Annotated in this window: 12 protein-coding genes and 1 pseudogene; 6 read left to right on the forward strand and 7 right to left on the reverse strand. The window is 62.2% G+C overall.

Annotated features, from left to right (window positions below; translation table 11 throughout):
* Positions 1–133: 133 nt before the first annotated feature.
* The 5 genes and pseudogenes from L6D80_RS10195 to L6D80_RS30260 form a co-directional block, all read right to left on the reverse strand.
* A complete protein-coding gene (locus tag L6D80_RS10195) occupies positions 134–1126 on the reverse strand; it encodes a glucosaminyl phosphatidylglycerol flippase (RefSeq protein WP_054899325.1) in 993 nt (330 codons plus the stop codon).
* On the reverse strand, positions 1123–1887 hold the full coding sequence (locus L6D80_RS10200) for an N-acetylglucosaminyl phosphatidylglycerol deacetylase (protein ID WP_054899326.1): 765 nt from the start codon (positions 1885–1887) through the stop codon (positions 1123–1125). The genes L6D80_RS10195 and L6D80_RS10200 overlap by 4 nt, the downstream gene beginning before the upstream one ends.
* Positions 1880–3001, reverse strand: a complete 1122-nt coding sequence (locus L6D80_RS10205) for an N-acetylglucosaminyl phosphatidylglycerol synthase (protein ID WP_176514834.1) — start codon at positions 2999–3001, stop codon at positions 1880–1882. Before L6D80_RS10205 ends, L6D80_RS10200 begins: the two co-directional genes overlap by 8 nt.
* 199 nt (positions 3002–3200) lie before the next feature.
* Positions 3201–3965 (reverse strand): methyl-accepting chemotaxis protein, encoded by a 765-nt coding sequence (locus L6D80_RS30255; RefSeq protein WP_371263284.1) that lies wholly within the window; start codon positions 3963–3965, stop codon positions 3201–3203.
* A gap of 93 nt (positions 3966–4058) precedes the next feature.
* Positions 4059–5306: pseudogene (locus tag L6D80_RS30260) on the reverse strand (HAMP domain-containing protein); the annotation flags it as partial.
* Here L6D80_RS30260 and L6D80_RS10215 point away from each other — a divergent pair.
* Positions 5242–6714, forward strand: coding sequence for a helicase HerA-like domain-containing protein (locus tag L6D80_RS10215; protein ID WP_176514830.1), 1473 nt, complete (start codon positions 5242–5244; stop codon positions 6712–6714). The pseudogene L6D80_RS30260 and the gene L6D80_RS10215 overlap by 65 nt on opposite strands.
* Before the next feature lie 62 nt (positions 6715–6776).
* Here L6D80_RS10215 and L6D80_RS10220 read toward each other — a convergent pair whose 3' ends face one another.
* Both L6D80_RS10220 and L6D80_RS10225 read right to left on the reverse strand, forming a co-directional pair.
* Complete coding sequence (locus L6D80_RS10220; protein WP_176514828.1) at positions 6777–8249, reverse strand: inorganic phosphate transporter; 1473 nt, start codon at positions 8247–8249, stop codon at positions 6777–6779.
* Between the two features lie 312 nt (positions 8250–8561).
* A complete protein-coding gene (locus L6D80_RS10225; RefSeq protein ID WP_054899331.1) occupies positions 8562–8762 on the reverse strand; it encodes a hypothetical protein in 201 nt (66 codons plus the stop codon).
* Between the two features lie 469 nt (positions 8763–9231).
* Here L6D80_RS10225 and pcaR point away from each other — a divergent pair, with 469 nt between their 5' ends.
* The 5 genes from pcaR (at position 9232) to pcaF (ending at position 14746) form a co-directional block, all read left to right on the forward strand.
* The gene (pcaR, locus tag L6D80_RS10230; protein ID WP_054899332.1) at positions 9232–10107 is read left to right on the forward strand and encodes a pca regulon transcriptional regulator PcaR; all 876 of its coding nucleotides are present in this window, start codon (positions 9232–9234) and stop codon (positions 10105–10107) included.
* A 323-nt stretch (positions 10108–10430) separates the two neighbouring features.
* Complete coding sequence (gene pcaK, locus L6D80_RS10235; protein ID WP_176514826.1) at positions 10431–11774, forward strand: 4-hydroxybenzoate transporter PcaK; 1344 nt, start codon at positions 10431–10433, stop codon at positions 11772–11774.
* Between the two features lie 133 nt (positions 11775–11907).
* A complete protein-coding gene (locus tag L6D80_RS10240; protein WP_054899334.1) occupies positions 11908–12768 on the forward strand; it encodes a CoA transferase subunit A in 861 nt (286 codons plus the stop codon).
* Positions 12765–13544: a CoA-transferase subunit beta gene (locus L6D80_RS10245; protein ID WP_054899335.1), complete on the forward strand. Its 780-nt coding sequence runs from the start codon at positions 12765–12767 to the stop codon at positions 13542–13544. Before L6D80_RS10240 ends, L6D80_RS10245 begins: the two co-directional genes overlap by 4 nt.
* Complete coding sequence (gene pcaF, locus L6D80_RS10250; RefSeq protein WP_176514824.1) at positions 13541–14746, forward strand: 3-oxoadipyl-CoA thiolase; 1206 nt, start codon at positions 13541–13543, stop codon at positions 14744–14746. Before L6D80_RS10245 ends, pcaF begins: the two co-directional genes overlap by 4 nt.
* Positions 14747–14886 lie beyond the last annotated feature (140 nt).

Here is a 14886-nt window from a genome sequence, read left to right on the forward strand (position 1 = left end):
AACTCCCGCAACAAGCCCACCGCCTTGCCACCAGCGACCCTCGGTGAAGGCTGCCTGGCCCGCTTCGACCCCGACGCCCTGAGCGAGGAAGACGGTACCGACTTCCCCGGCGCTGCCGAGCTCTGGCGCCAGCTCAACCCGTCTGACGCCGCCAACGCTCCAGCAGCGGCCGCGCCAACAGGCAAACAAACACCGGGCCCCCGGCAAGCAGATAAAAGTAGTAAGTGACTGCACGCCAGATCAGGATTGCCGCCGCGGCGGTCGAGCTGCCCACCAGCGGCGAGAGCAGGCTGGCTGATGTCAGCTCGGCAGCACCAGCACCGCCTGGCAACAGGCTGAACTGCCCGGCGCTGAGCGAAAGCATCTGCACCAGAAAGCTCGGGATCCACGACAATTCCACGCCCAACCCCCTTAACACCAGGTACAACACGCTGTAGCGCAGGCTCCAGTGCGCGCAGGTGAGGGTGAATACCAGGGCCAGGGTGCGCTTGGGCAGTTGCCAGGTTTGCGCCAGGGCGTCGATGAAGTGCAAGAGTTTGCGAGCCCAACGGCGCTTGCGCCGTTCGGACATGCCCACGCGCTGCAGCATCCGCCCGTTGAAGCGCATCACGGCACGCCGGTAACGTAGCAGCGCGACGATGACTGCTAAGGCCGAGCACAGCAACAGGGCGCTACCTAGCAACATGCTTTCCTGGCTGCGGCCAAGGCTGTGGAACAGGGCGTATCCGGCAATCGCCAGCATCGCGCAGAAGAAGAACACCAAGTCATTCAACTGATCCATGGCGAACACCGCGCCGCTGCGTGCGGGACCGATACGATCGCGCGCAAGCAAGGCCATCAGTGCAAGAGGCCCGCCACTACCGCCGGGGGTGGTGCAGATGGCGAACTCTGTGGCCATCACCACGCCGAGGCTGCGCATGTGCCCCAACCGGGCACCCTGCTGACCGAGCAGCAGGCGCAGGCGTATGGCATTGATGACCCAACAGGTCAATATCATGCCCAGGAGTATGAGCATCAGCCCAGGGTCGAAGGCCTTGAGCCTGGGTAGCAGTTCGTTGCCGCCCAGCACGGTCGGGACCAGCACTGCAAACAGCAGGGCCAGGCCCAGCCAGCCCAGACGGTTCATGCGACCACCTGGCGCTCCAGCCAGGCCGATTTGGTCAGCGGTTCACGGCCTTGCAGCAGCAGGTTGTCGAGCGTGCGCAACCAGTAATGGCGTGATGAGCGGTGACGCATGTCCACCGGGTGCAGCCCCAGACGCAAGGTTTCTGCCGCACGCCAGCGCCTGCACTGCCAGTCACAGACCACCCGCGACACGCCACGGCGCCAGGCGCTGCGGGCACTCCACACAAGGCCGGGGGCATCGAACGCGGTAAAGTCCGGCAAGCGGTACAGGTGCTGTGGCGTGCTGGTATAACGCAACGGCAGCTGGCGCAAGGCCTGGCGCGTGCCTTCGCTCATCAGCCAGGCAGGGGCGACGAACCCGGATACCGGCCACCCCTGCCGGGCAAACAACGCCAGGCCTTCTTCCAGGCGCTGCAAGGCTTGCGCCTGGTCGAGCCCATAGAATTCACCCTCATGGGTATAGATGCGGCGCATGAAATACTCACCCAGCCCCCCGGGTGCAGGCCCGTCGTCGGCATGGAAAAAACCGTGCAGCGCGAGCTCGTCGCCCCGTGCCAGGCGCTTTTCCAGTAGGCGGCAAAAGCTGGGGGACTGCGCCAGTGGATTGCGGTGATGGAAGTCGGGCACCACCAGCCAGGTCATGGGCACATTGCCCATTTCATCCACCGCCTGCACGAACGGCTGGTAGTCCGGCCAGGTTTCTGGCGCGATGTCGTGCAGCACCAGCATCAGGCTGCGCGGTGCGTCATTACCCTCAGCCATGGGCGCGCACCTTCGTCTCGTGGCCCAGTACGGCCTGATAGTGCTGCAGCAGGCCGTTGACGACGTTGTCCCAGGAATAATGCTGCTCTACATGTTGGCGCGCCTGAGCGCCGAGCTTGCGTACCCCTTCCTCGAAGGCTTCGCGCACTGCCGTGGCCATGGCCAGGCCATCATTGGCGCGGCACAGGCGCCCGCACTGCTCGTTGACGATTTCACCGAAGGCGCCTGCACGTACTGCGACCACCGGTGTCCCGCTGGCCATGGCTTCGAGGATGACCAGGCCGAACGTTTCCTGGTCGCCGGCATGCACCAGCAGGTCGGCGCTGGCCACCAGGCGGGCGACCTCCGGGAGTGTGCAGAAACGGTCGATCACGCTGACGTTGTCGGGTACGTTGGCCGGCATGTTGGAGCCCACCAGCAACAGGTGGTAAGGGCGGCCAAGGCGCTGCATGCAGTCGAGCAATATGGGCAGGTTCTTTTCCCGTGAGCCACGGCCAGCGAAGACCAGCAGCCGGCTGGTGTCGGGGATGCCCAGCTCGGCACGCAACTGCAGGTCACGGTGCATGGGGTTGAAGGTGGCCAGGTCGACGCCCAGGCGCTGTACATGCACATCGCGCACGCCCAGGCGGCGCAGTTTGTCGGCCATGACCTGGCTGGGGGCGAGCACCCGGTCGAAATTGCCGTACAGCTTGCTGACATAGGCTTCCACATTGGGTGTGAACCAGTTGCCCATGCGATTGCTCACCAGCAACGGCAGGTCGGAATGGTAGAAGCCAATCACGGGTACATCGAGCTGGCGCCGCGCTTCCAGCGCCGCCCAGGCGGTCAGGTAGGGGTCGCCGACTTCGATCAGGTCAGGCTTTAGGCGGCGCAGCACATTGCACCAGGGGGCCAGCCGCACCGGGAATCGGTAGCCGTTGCCAAAGGGCAGGGGAGGGGCTGGGACCTGGTAGATGCCATCGGCGTGGCGCGCGCTGGCGCCAGGGATCAAAAGGCTGTGGCGTACGCCCTGAAGGGCGCCGAGGCGATGGTGTTTGGCATCAAGATAAGTACGTACGCCGCCACTGGCGGGGGCGTAGAACATGGTGATGTCAGCGATGTGCACGATCAGCATCCCTCCGGGATCGTCTTCGGGTCTGTCATCCGGCTGTAATGGGCCGGCGATGACGCGCCTAAAGGTTGACCTTCCTGAAGGATAGTTTGTTCGGTTGGATTAGCTGTGAGCTTCACGCTACAAGCTACAAGCTACCAGTAGGGCGAGGCAGCGCCTGCGCCTGACTTGAGCCTTGAAGCTTGTAGCCTGTAGCTTGGCTTCAGATCCGGAAGCTGCCCACCAGATGCTTCAGGCGGGTGGCCTGCTGCTCGAGGTCCGAGCAGGCCCGCAGGGTAGCCTGCAGGTTCTCGACACCTTCCTGGTTGAGCATGTTGATCTCGTTGATATCCATGTTGATGGAGTCGACCACGGCGGTCTGTTCCTCAGTGGCTGTGGCCACCGACTGGTTCATGCCGTCGATCTCACCAATACGCACGGTCACGCTGTCCAGGCGTTCGCCGGCCTGGTTGGCGATCTGCACGCTGTCCTGGCTGTGGCGCTGGCTCTGGCCCATGGTGTCGACCGACTCGCGGGCACCCACCTGCAGTTCTTCAATCATGGTTTGCACCTGCTGCGCCGATTCCTGAGTACGGTGCGCCAGGTTGCGCACCTCGTCAGCCACCACGGCGAAACCACGCCCCGCTTCACCGGCGCGGGCCGCTTCGATCGCGGCATTGAGTGCCAGCAGGTTGGTCTGCTGGGAAATGCTGGTGATCACCTCGAGGATCTGTCCGATGTTCACGGTCTTGCTGTTGAGCGTCTCGATATGGGCGCTGGAGGTGACGATCAGGTCGGACAGCCGATTCATCGCAGCGATATTGCGCTCCACCACCTGCTGCCCTTCTTCGGCCAACAGGCGCGCCGAGCTGGCATGCTGAGAGGCCTGAGCGGCATTGCCAGCGATTTCCTGGGCGGCAGCGCCCAGTTCGTTGATGGCCGCGGCCACACTGTTGGTGCGGTTGGATTGCTCGTCGGAGTTGGCCATCGACGAGTTGGAGGCGCTGATTACCCGCAGCGCCACTTCATTGACCTGTTCGGTGGCAGAGGACACTTCGGTGATCGAGCTGTGGATGCGCTCGACGAACCGGTTGAAGGCAGTGCCGAGGATGCCGAACTCGTCGTGGTTGTGGATCTTCAGGCGCTTGGTCAGGTCGCCTTCGCCTTCGGCAATGTCTTCCATGGCGCGGGTCATGGTCAGCAATGGCTGCATCAGGGCACGGATCAGCAGGCCCAGCAGACCGATGATGATGACCACCGCGACGACGGTGGCAATCACCGCCGAGGTGCGGAAGGTGCTGAGCATGGCAAATGCCTTGTCCTTATCTACCGACAGGCCGATGTACCAGTTGGCCGATGGCAGGCCCTTGATGGGGGTGAAGGTCAGCAGGCGCGTCTGGCCGTCGACCTGCACTTCGGTCAGCTCACCCGAGAGTTTGGGGGTGTGCTGCGGAAACTGGTCCGACAGCGACTTCATGACCAGCGCCTTGTCCGGGTGGACCAGGATCTTGCCCTGGTCGTTGACCAGGAAGGCGTAACCCATGCCGCCGAAGTTCAGCGAGTTGATGATTTGCACCAGGCCGTCCAGGTCCAGGTCGCCGCCGACGACGCCGACGCTGGAGGCCACTTTGCTGATGATGCCAATGACCATCTTGTTGGTGGTCAGGTCGATGTAAGGCTCGGTGAGCAGGGCGCCCTGAGCGTTCATGCCGTCCTTGTACCAGGGGCGGGGGCGCGGGTCGTAGCCGTCAGGCATCTTGGTGTCGGGGCGCACGCTGAAGCCGCCGTCGACCTTGCCCAGGTAGACGGTGAGGAAGCTGGAGATCAAGGCGTTCTGGCCCATCAGCGTTTCGGCGTTGGCAGGTTGCAGGGCGATGTTCTGCGACAGGTTCTCGATCAGCTTGATACGGCCTTCGAGCAGGTTGCGAATATTGTTCGAAGTGGAGGTGCCCATTTCAGCCAGATAATTCTCCAGGTTTTCGCGGAGCGCATTACGCTGGAGATAATCGTTGTAAAGGGTGAAAAGGCTGAAGGCGAGTATCACGATCAGTGAGGCGGCCAATAGGATTTTGTGGCTGAAACGCAGGCTTTTGTTCATGACGTAATCGATTCCGCTAAGGTTTTTATCGGGCGTTCGCACGAATACAGCTATAAAACAGTGCAACATCCCGGGACGTCCTTTTGGGTTGTTCCTGTCTTCAAAGGCAATATCACCCCGAGGTATCGGCCGAAATGCGGTAAAGCTTGAGTAGAGGATTGAAAAGATGTCGGAATCTTCGGACTTAGTTGTAGGAGGCGGCCTTGATGGCCAGCCCATCAAGCAAGCCATGCGCCTGGCAAATCGCCATGGGCTGGTTGCCGGTGCCACCGGCACGGGTAAGACCGTGACCTTGCAGCACCTGGCGGAAAGTTTCAGTGATGCGGGCGTGGCGGTGTTTGCGGCGGATGTGAAAGGTGACCTGTGCGGGCTCGGCGCGGCCGGTTCGCCGCAGGGCAAGGTGGCCGAGCGGATTGCCGGCATGCCCTGGCTGGGGTACACCCCGCAGGCCTATCCGGTAACCCTGTGGGATATTGCCGGGCAATCGGGCCACCCATTGCGCACCACCCTCAGCGAAATGGGGCCGCTGCTGCTGGGCAATCTGCTGGAGCTGACCGACAGCCAGCAGGCGGCCCTTTACGCAGCGTTCAAGGTGGCCGATCGAGAAGGCCTTTTATTGCTGGACTTGAAGGACCTCAAGGCGCTGCTCGCGCACCTTAAAGACAACCCACAGTTGTTAGGTGAAGACAGTGCGCTGATGACCTCTGCCTCGACCCAGGCGCTGTTGCGGCGCCTGGCAACTTTGGAACAGCAAGGTGCCGAAGCGCTGTTCGGCGAGCCGGCGCTGCAACTGGAAGACCTTCTGCGGCCCGAGGGTGACGGCCGTGGCCGGATCCATTTACTGGATGCCAGCCGGCTGGTGCATGAGGCGCCCAAGGTCTATGCCACCTTCCTGCTGTGGTTGCTGGCCGAGTTGTTCGAGCAGTTGCCGGAGCGCGGGGATGCTGACAAACCAGTACTGGCGTTGTTTTTCGACGAAGCCCATCTGCTGTTCAATGGTACGCCCAAGGCGCTGCAGGACCGTTTGGAGCAGGTGGTACGGCTGATTCGCTCCAAGGGTGTCGGTGTGTATTTCGTCACCCAGTCGCCGGGTGATCTGCCAGATACCGTGCTGGCTCAGTTGGGCTTGCGTATTCAGCATGGCTTGAGGGCATTCACCGCCAGGGAGCAGAAGTCGCTCAGGGCCGTGGCCGACGGCTTCCGTCCTAACCCGGCCTTCGACACCCTGGCGGTGCTGACCGAGCTGGGTATAGGCGAGGCGCTGGTGGGTACCTTGGAGGAAAAGGGCACGCCGGCGATGGTGCAGCGCGTCCTGATCGCGCCGCCGCAGTCGCGTATAGGCCCATTGAGTGCGACCGAGCGCACGGCGTTGATCGCTGCGTCACCTTTGCTGGGGCGTTATGACAAACCTATCGACCGGGAGTCGGCCTACGAAATGCTCACCCAGCGCAAGAGAGAGCCCGTGGAGCCTGCGCCGGTGCCGAAGGCAGAAGAAAGCCTGGCCGACAAGGCGGGGGAGTTTCTGCAGAGTGCGGCTGGGCAGGCGATCAAGTCCGCGGTGCGCCAGGCAGCCAATCAGCTGGGGCGGCAGTTGGTGCGTGGGCTGATGGGGTCGTTGCTGGGGGGCAAGAAGCGGTAATCGCCAGCGCTTGCTCAAAAAAAAGGCGCCTCGCAAGGCGCCTTTTCTGTTGGAGCGGTGACTCAGCCAAGCGCCTTGGACGCCAGCCAGAACAGGCCGGCTGCCAGGCCCATCGATGCCGGCAGGGTCAGCACCCAGGCCAGCAGGATGGTTTTCACGGTGCCGCCCTGCAGGCCGCTCTTGTTGGCGACCATGGTGCCGGCCACGCCGGAGGACAGCACATGGGTAGTGGAAACCGGCAAGGCGAAGACGTTGGCCATGCCGATGGCGCACGCCGCGGTGATCTGCGCCGACATGCCTTGGGCGTAGGTCATGCCCTGTTTGCCGATCTTCTCGCCTACGGTCAGTACCACGCGCTTCCAGCCGACCATGGTGCCCAGGCCCAAGGCCAGGGCTACGGCCACGATCACCCAGAAGGGCGCATATTCGGTGGTGGCGGTGAGGTCTTTACGCAGCTTGTCGAGATCAGCCTTTTCACGCGCATCCAGGCCTGGGAGCTTGCCGACCTTCTTCGCCGTGTCGTCCAGGCACAGCAGGTAGCGGCGTACTTCGACGCGCTTTTCAGCATCCAGGGCGCGGTAATCGGTCACGCCTTGCAGCGAGGACTGCAGTGCGGCGATGGTCGGCTCGGTTTGTTGCGGGTTGCAACTGAACTGCTCTGGCAGGTCGCTGGACTGCGCCTTGCCCAGGGCCAGGAACTCGCCCAGGGTGGCGGCGTTACGCTGGTAGAACTGGCTCAGGTGCATCGTCGCATCGCGGGTGCGCTCGATCTGGTAGGTGGTGCTGTTCAGGTCGAGCACAAACTTGGCCGGTACGATGCCGATCAGCACCAGCATGATCAGGCCGATGCCTTTCTGACCATCGTTGGAACCGTGCACGAAGCTTACGCCCATTGCCGAAATCACCAGCACCAGGCGGTTCCAGAACGGCGGGTGCTTCTTGTCGTCGAGCTTGCGACGCTGTTCGGGCGTCTTGTGCATCTTCGACAGCGGGCGCCACCACTTGAGGCCGATCAGCACCAGCGCAGCAATGGCGAAGCCGGCCATGGGCGAGACCACCAGCGACATGGCGATGTCGATCGCCTTCTGCCAGTTGACGCCGTCACCCAGGGGAATGTCGTTGATCAGCGCGTTGGCCAGGCCTACGCCGAGGATCGAACCGATCAGGGTATGCGAGCTGGAGGCGGGGATACCAAAGTACCAGGTGCCCAGGTTCCAGGTAATGGCTGCAGCCAGTAACGAGAAGACCATGGCCAAGCCATACCCGGTATTCACATTGATCAGCAGTTCGACCGGGAGCAGGTGAACGATGGCGTAGGCCACCCCGACACCACCGAGCAGAACGCCGAGGAAGTTGAACACCCCGGAGAAGAACACGGCCAGGTGTGGTGGCATGGCTTTGGTATAGATGACGGTGGCTACCGCGTTGGCGGTGTCATGAAAGCCATTGATGAACTCGAATGCGAGCACGAAGGTCAGGGCAAGCAGCAGGCTCACCAATACCCAGGCATCCAGTCCGCTGAATAAATCGATCATGAAGGTTGTCTGGCGGTCATAGGGGGGCCGGATTATGCCAGAAAACCTTGGCAATCGATGCACCCGCTGCTGACCGATGGCAGCGTTGCAAATGGCTTCAGGCGGCGGCAGTCGCCCCGTTAAAGCCAAAAACCTTCCGCTAAAAAAACCGAAAACAGCAAAAAATCTTCAAACGTCTGAGAATGAGCCGTTGCGGCTAGAGTTCAAACGGTTGTATGAAATTTGTATAAATCCATTTCATCCTCAGCCTTTCGGTAAGGATAAGCCGCGTCGTGGGCAACGGCCCGCGACGCAGTGGCGGTGAGCGACGGCTCAGGATTCCTCGCTGCGCAGCTCCTTTTCCATTTTTTCCAGTTCCTGGCTGAAGGCCTGGTCCTGAACCGTGGCACGTTTGCGCCAGGGTTTGCGTTCAGGGTCCGGTTGAGCGGCATAGGTGGTGACCTCACCACCGTAAACTTCCTTGTAACGTTCAGCCTGGCGCTCAAGTTCCGCGCGCAGTTCATCTTTCGTCACAGTAGTACCTAAATAAGTAGAAGGGTCGATGCCCCTGCAGGTGCAAGTTGCCCATGCGCATGATGCGCCAGTTGGCGGATAAGCCCAGGCGGGTGCTTCTATTACCGGGCCAGTTGATCCGGGCCAGCACTAGCGATTATAGCAATCGGCAAATCGCCAAACAGCGTTATTTACCCATGCTGACATCAAGTGACAGAAGTTGTCCGGTAGGTGCCTGCCCGTGCAAAGTTTGAGCGAACCGTGGAGGGAAAGTTCGTGACGGTTGAAGGCAAGGCAGCGCGTAATGAAAAACGGCCTCGCACAAGGCGAGGCCGTTGCCTGGGGACTTCTACGGTGGGTACCTGACCAGTCTCTCCAAAGAAGCCACAAGTGGCAGGAGAAAGGTATAAGCAAACGTGTCAGCGGTCAATTGCGATTATCGGCCGTTTGTTCGATAATCGCACGAGGCTGCGATTTTTTGAGGTGAGCGATGAGTGACGAAACCACGGGCAACGAATCTGCCAGTGCCGATCCTGCGCGTCCGAGCGTGCCTGCGATGGCGCCGCCCATCGTGGCCTCCCCGGCGAAGCGCATCCAGGCCTTTACCGGTGATCCGGATTTCATGACCTCGCTGGCACGGGGCCTTGCTGTCATCCAGGCCTTCCAGGAGCGCAAGCGCCACCTGACCATCGCGCAGATAAGCCATCGTACCGAGATCCCCAGGGCAGCCGTACGCCGCTGCCTGCATACGCTGATCAAGCTCGGTTATGCCACCACCGATGGGCGCACCTACTCGTTGCTGCCCAAGGTGTTGACCCTTGGGCATGCCTACCTGTCTTCGACGCCACTGGCGGTCTCGGCCCAGCCTTACCTGGACCGCATCAGCGATCAGTTGCACGAAGCCGCCAACATGGCCACGCTCGAAGGTGACGACATTCTTTATATAGCCCGCTCGGCTACGGTCGAGCGGCTGATATCGGTCGACCTGTCGGTGGGCGGGCGCTTGCCGGCCTATTGCACTTCCATGGGCCGTATCCTGTTGGCGGCGATGGACGATACGAGCCTACGTGAATACCTCGACCGTGCTGACCTCAAGGCCCGCACCAGCCGTACCCTGCATGATGCCGAGTCGTTGTTCGCCTGCATTCAACAGGTGCGCGCGCAGGGCTGGTGCGTGGTCGATCAGGAACTGGAGCAGGGACTACGGTCTATCGCGGTGCCAATCTACGACGCCTCGGGCCAGGTATTGGCGGCGTTGAATGTCAGTACCCATGTAGGGCGTGTGAGCCGTAGCGAACTGGAACAGCGATTCCTGCCGATCCTGCTGGCTTGCAGCCGTGACCTTTGTCACCAACTGTTTGGCTGAAGCACGTTCGGGTTCAGGTGGCGCCGTGCGCTGTTATCGAACACGCCGGCCGTTTCCTGTTCGATAAACGCACAGTGTCGCGCCAGGCGAATTGCGCCCCCGTCATCCACTGATTAATGTCTCTCGCAACGGTCGGCTTTGCCGACCGAACAAAAAACATAAGAGACGCATACCATGACTACTGTCCTTTCGCTGCTGCGGCCGCACCCGCACGCAGTACCGTTGTATCCAGGCTGACCCAGGCCGCACTTCTTCGACATTGAACCCTGTACTGGTTGCGCTTGTGCAGTGGCTTGACCGTGCCCAATCACTGGATAACAACAATGAACAAACCCCAATCTGTCGGGAACTGTCTCGACGTTCAGTCGTTCATCAATGAACAACCGCTGTCGCGTTATCAATGGCGGGTGGTGATCCTTTGCTTCCTGATTGTCTTTCTCGATGGTCTGGACACGGCGGCCATGGGGTTCATCGCGCCGGCCTTGTCCCAGGAGTGGGGGATCGACCGCGCCAGCCTGGGGCCGGTGATGAGCGCCGCGTTGATCGGCATGGTGTTCGGCGCCTTGGGTTCCGGGCCACTGGCCGACCGCTTCGGGCGCAAGGGTGTACTGGTAGGGGCGGTGTTGGTGTTCGGTGGTTTCAGCCTGGCCTCGGCCTATGCCGGCAACGTCGACCAGTTGCTGGTGCTGCGCTTCCTGACGGGCCTGGGGCTGGGCGCTGGGATGCCCAACGCCACCACGCTGCTGTCCGAATACACCCCGGAGCGCCTCAAGTCGTTGCTGGTGACCAGCATGTTCTGCGGCTTCAACCTGGGCATGGCGGGCGGTGGGTTCATTTCCGCCAAGATGATCCCGGCGTACGGCTGGCACAGCCTGCTGGTGATCGGTGGCGTGCTGCCGCTGTTGCTGGCGCTGGTGCTGATGGTGTGGCTGCCGGAGTCGGCGCGTTTTCTGGTCGTACGCAACCGTGGTACTGACAAGGTGCGCAAGACCCTGGCACCGATTGCCCCCGCCGTCGTGGCGCAGGCAGCCAGCTTCAGCGTACCGGAACAGAAAGCCGTGGCGGCGCGCAATGTCTTCGCCGTGATTTTCTCCGGTACTTATGGGCTGGGCACCTTGCTGCTGTGGCTGACCTATTTCATGGGCCTGGTGATCGTCTACCTGCTGACCAGTTGGCTGCCGACGCTGATGCGCGACAGTGGCGCGAGCATGGAACAGGCGGCGTTCATCGGTGCGTTGTTCCAGTTCGGTGGCGTGCTCAGTGCAGTGGCAGTGGGGTGGGCCATGGACCGCTACAACCCGCACAAGGTCATCGGCGTTTTCTACTTGCTGGCGGGCGTATTTGCCTACGCAGTCGGGCAGAGCCTGGGCAACATTACCCTGCTGGCGGCCCTGGTGCTCATTGCCGGGATGTGCGTGAACGGCGCGCAGTCGGCGATGCCTTCGTTGGCGGCGCGGTTCTATCCGACCCAGGGGCGTGCCACGGGTGTGTCCTGGATGCTGGGTATCGGGCGCTTCGGCGCGATTCTAGGGGCCTGGAGTGGCGCTACCCTGCTGGGCCTGGGCTGGAACTTCGAGCAAGTGCTGACGGCGCTGCTGGTGCCAGCGGCGTTGGCGACGGTGGGGGTGATCGTGAAGGGGCTGGTCAGCCACGCAGACGCGACCTGACTGGAAGCAGGGAATGGATAGGGAGACAACAAATCGTTCGATAATCGCACCAATAGTCGATTATCGGATTGTAAGTCACCCACCTGTCTCCTTAATCTGAGTTCAACGTAGCACCCTGACCAGGAGTCTCCACATGGCTGCAATTCTCCCCCTTCACGACGCCGTGAAGCAGTTCATCCAGGACGGCGATACCGTCGCCCTCGAAGGCTTCACCCACCTGATCCCGACCGCTGCCGGCCACGAGATCATCCGTCAGGGCAAGCGCGACCTGACGCTGGTACGCATGACCCCGGACCTGATCTACGATCAGTTGATCGGCGCCGGTTGCGCCAGCAAGCTGATCTTCTCGTGGGGGGGGAACCCGGGCGTAGGGTCGCTGCACCGCCTGCGCGATGCGGTCGAAAAGCAATGGCCGCATGCGATCGACATCGAAGAGCATAGCCACGCCGACCTTGCCAATGCCTATGTTGCCGGTGCGTCCGGCCTGCCGTTCGCGGTGCTGCGTGCCTACGCAGGTTCCGACCTGCCGAAGGTCAACCCGCTGATCAAGAGCGTCACTTGCCCGTTCACCGGTGAAGTGCTGGCCGCCGTGCCATCGGTGCGCCCGGATGTGACTGTAATCCACGCGCAGAAGGCCGACCGCAAAGGCAATGTACTGTTGTGGGGCATCCTTGGCGTGCAGAAAGAAGCGGCCCTTGCAGCCAAGCGCTGCATCGTCACCGTCGAAGAGATCGTTGATGACCTGCAGGCCCCGATGAACGCCTGTGTGCTGCCGACCTGGGCCCTCAGCGCCGTGTGCCTGGTCCCGGGGGGCGCGCACCCGTCCTACGCCCATGGCTACTACGAGCGTGACAACCGCTTCTATCAGGACTGGGACCCGATCGCGCGCAACCGCGAGTCGTTCAGCGCCTGGATCGACACCTATATCCGTGGTACCGCCGACTTCAATGAATTCAAGGCCAAGCTGGCCAGCACCGCGGAGGCTGCACAATGAGCTACTCCACCTCTGAAATGATGACCGTTGCCGCTGCCCGTCGCCTGCGTAACGGGGCTGTCTGCTTCGTCGGCATTGGCCTGCCGTCCAAGGCCGCCAACCTGGCGCGCCTGACCTCGTCGCCAGACGTGGTGCTGATTTACGAGTCCGGCCCGATCGGCGCCAAGCCAAGCGTGTTGCCCCTGTCGATCGGCGACGGTGAGCTGGCCGAAACCGCTGATACAGTGGTGCCCACTGGCGAGATCTTCCGCTACTGGTTGCAAGGGGGCCGTATCGATGTTGGCTTTTTGGGTGCAGCCCAGGTCGATCGCTTCGGCAACATCAACACCACCGTGGTCGGTGATTACCATGCGCCCAAGACCCGCCTGCCGGGCGCCGGTGGCGCGCCGGAGATCGCTGGCTCGGCCAAGCAGGTGCTGATCATCCTCAAACAGTCGCCACGTGCGTTTGTCGACAAGCTCGACTTCATCACTTCGGTCGGCCACGGTGAAGGCGGGGATTCGCGCAAGCGGCTGGGCCTGCCGGGCGAAGGGCCGGTCGGTATCATCACCGACCTGTGCATCATGGAGCCGGAGGCTGGTACCCACGAATTCGTCGTGACCTCGATCCACCCAGGGGTGACCCGCGAGCAGATTGTCGCCGCCACCGGCTGGCCAATCCGTTTCGCTGAAAACGTACAAAGCACCAGCGCGCCGACCGATGTCGAGCTGGGCGCACTACGCGATCTGGAAGCCCGTACCGCCGTTGCTCATGGCCAGGTAGCAGGAGAAGCATGATGCGTGAGGTATTCATCTGTGACGCCATCCGTACCCCCATCGGCCGCTTCGGCGGCGCCCTGGCCAGCGTACGTGCCGACGACCTGGCGGCGGTGCCGCTGAAGGCGCTGATCGAGCGCAACCCCTCGGTACAGTGGGAGCAACTCGACGAAGTGTTTTTCGGTTGCGCCAACCAGGCCGGTGAGGACAACCGCAACGTGGCGCGGATGGCGTTGCTCCTGGCCGGCCTGCCCGAGAGCATCCCCGGCGTGACCCTCAACCGCCTGTGCGCTTCGGGCATGGACGCCATCGGCACTGCTTTTCGTGCCATCGCCAGCGGTGAGATGGAGCTGGCCATCGCCGGCGGCGTCGAGTCGATGTCCCGTGCGCCGTTTGTCATGGGCAAGGCTGAGAGCGGCTACTCGCGCAACATGAAGCTGGAAGACACGACTATCGGCTGGCGCTTCATCAACCCGCTGATGAAAAGCCAGTACGGCGTGGATTCGATGCCTGAAACGGCTGATAACGTCGCCGACGATTACCAGGTTTCGCGCGCTGACCAAGATGCCTTTGCCCTGCGCAGTCAGCAGAAGGCCGCGGCGGCCCAGGCTGCCGGCTTCTTCGCCGAAGAGATCGTGCCGGTGCGTATCGCCCACAAGAAAGGCGAAACCCTCGTCGAGCACGATGAGCACTTGCGCCCGGAAACCACACTTGAGGCACTGGCACGGCTCAAGCCGGTCAATGGCCCGGACAAGACTGTCACTGCCGGCAACGCCTCGGGTGTCAATGACGGTGCGGCGGCCTTGATCCTGGCTTCGGCGCAAGCGGTGAAGCAGCACGGCCTGACCCCGCGTGCCCGGGTGCTGGGCATGGCCAGCGCGGGTGTGGCGCCACGGGTCATGGGTATCGGCCCGGTGCAAGCCGTACGCAAGTTGACCGAGCGCCTGGGCGTTGCGGTAAGCGATTTCGACGTGATCGAACTCAACGAAGCGTTCGCCAGCCAGGGCTTGGCAGTGCTGCGCGCGTTGGGCGTGGCTGATGATGCGCCGCAGGTAAACCCGAACGGTGGCGCAATCGCCTTGGGCCATCCGCTGGGCATGAGTGGTGCGCGCCTGGTGCTGACGGCGTTGCATCAACTTGAGAAGCAGGGTGGTCGCAAGGCCTTGGCGACCATGTGTGTGGGCGTCGGCCAAGGTTTGGCGCTGGCCATCGAGCGCGTTTAACCTGCGTCGGCCGCTTCGCGGGTCTACCCGCGAAGCGGCCGGTGTTGTACGACACAAGGCCAATTGCTAGCCCCTGAAGCGGAACGGTGTGTTACTAGGTATGTCTAGACTTACCTAGGACCTTCCAGGAGTAAAACCGT

It is taken from the genome of Pseudomonas ceruminis, from assembly GCF_021602025.1.
GTDB classification, from domain to species: Bacteria; Pseudomonadota; Gammaproteobacteria; order Pseudomonadales; family Pseudomonadaceae; genus Aquipseudomonas; species Aquipseudomonas ceruminis.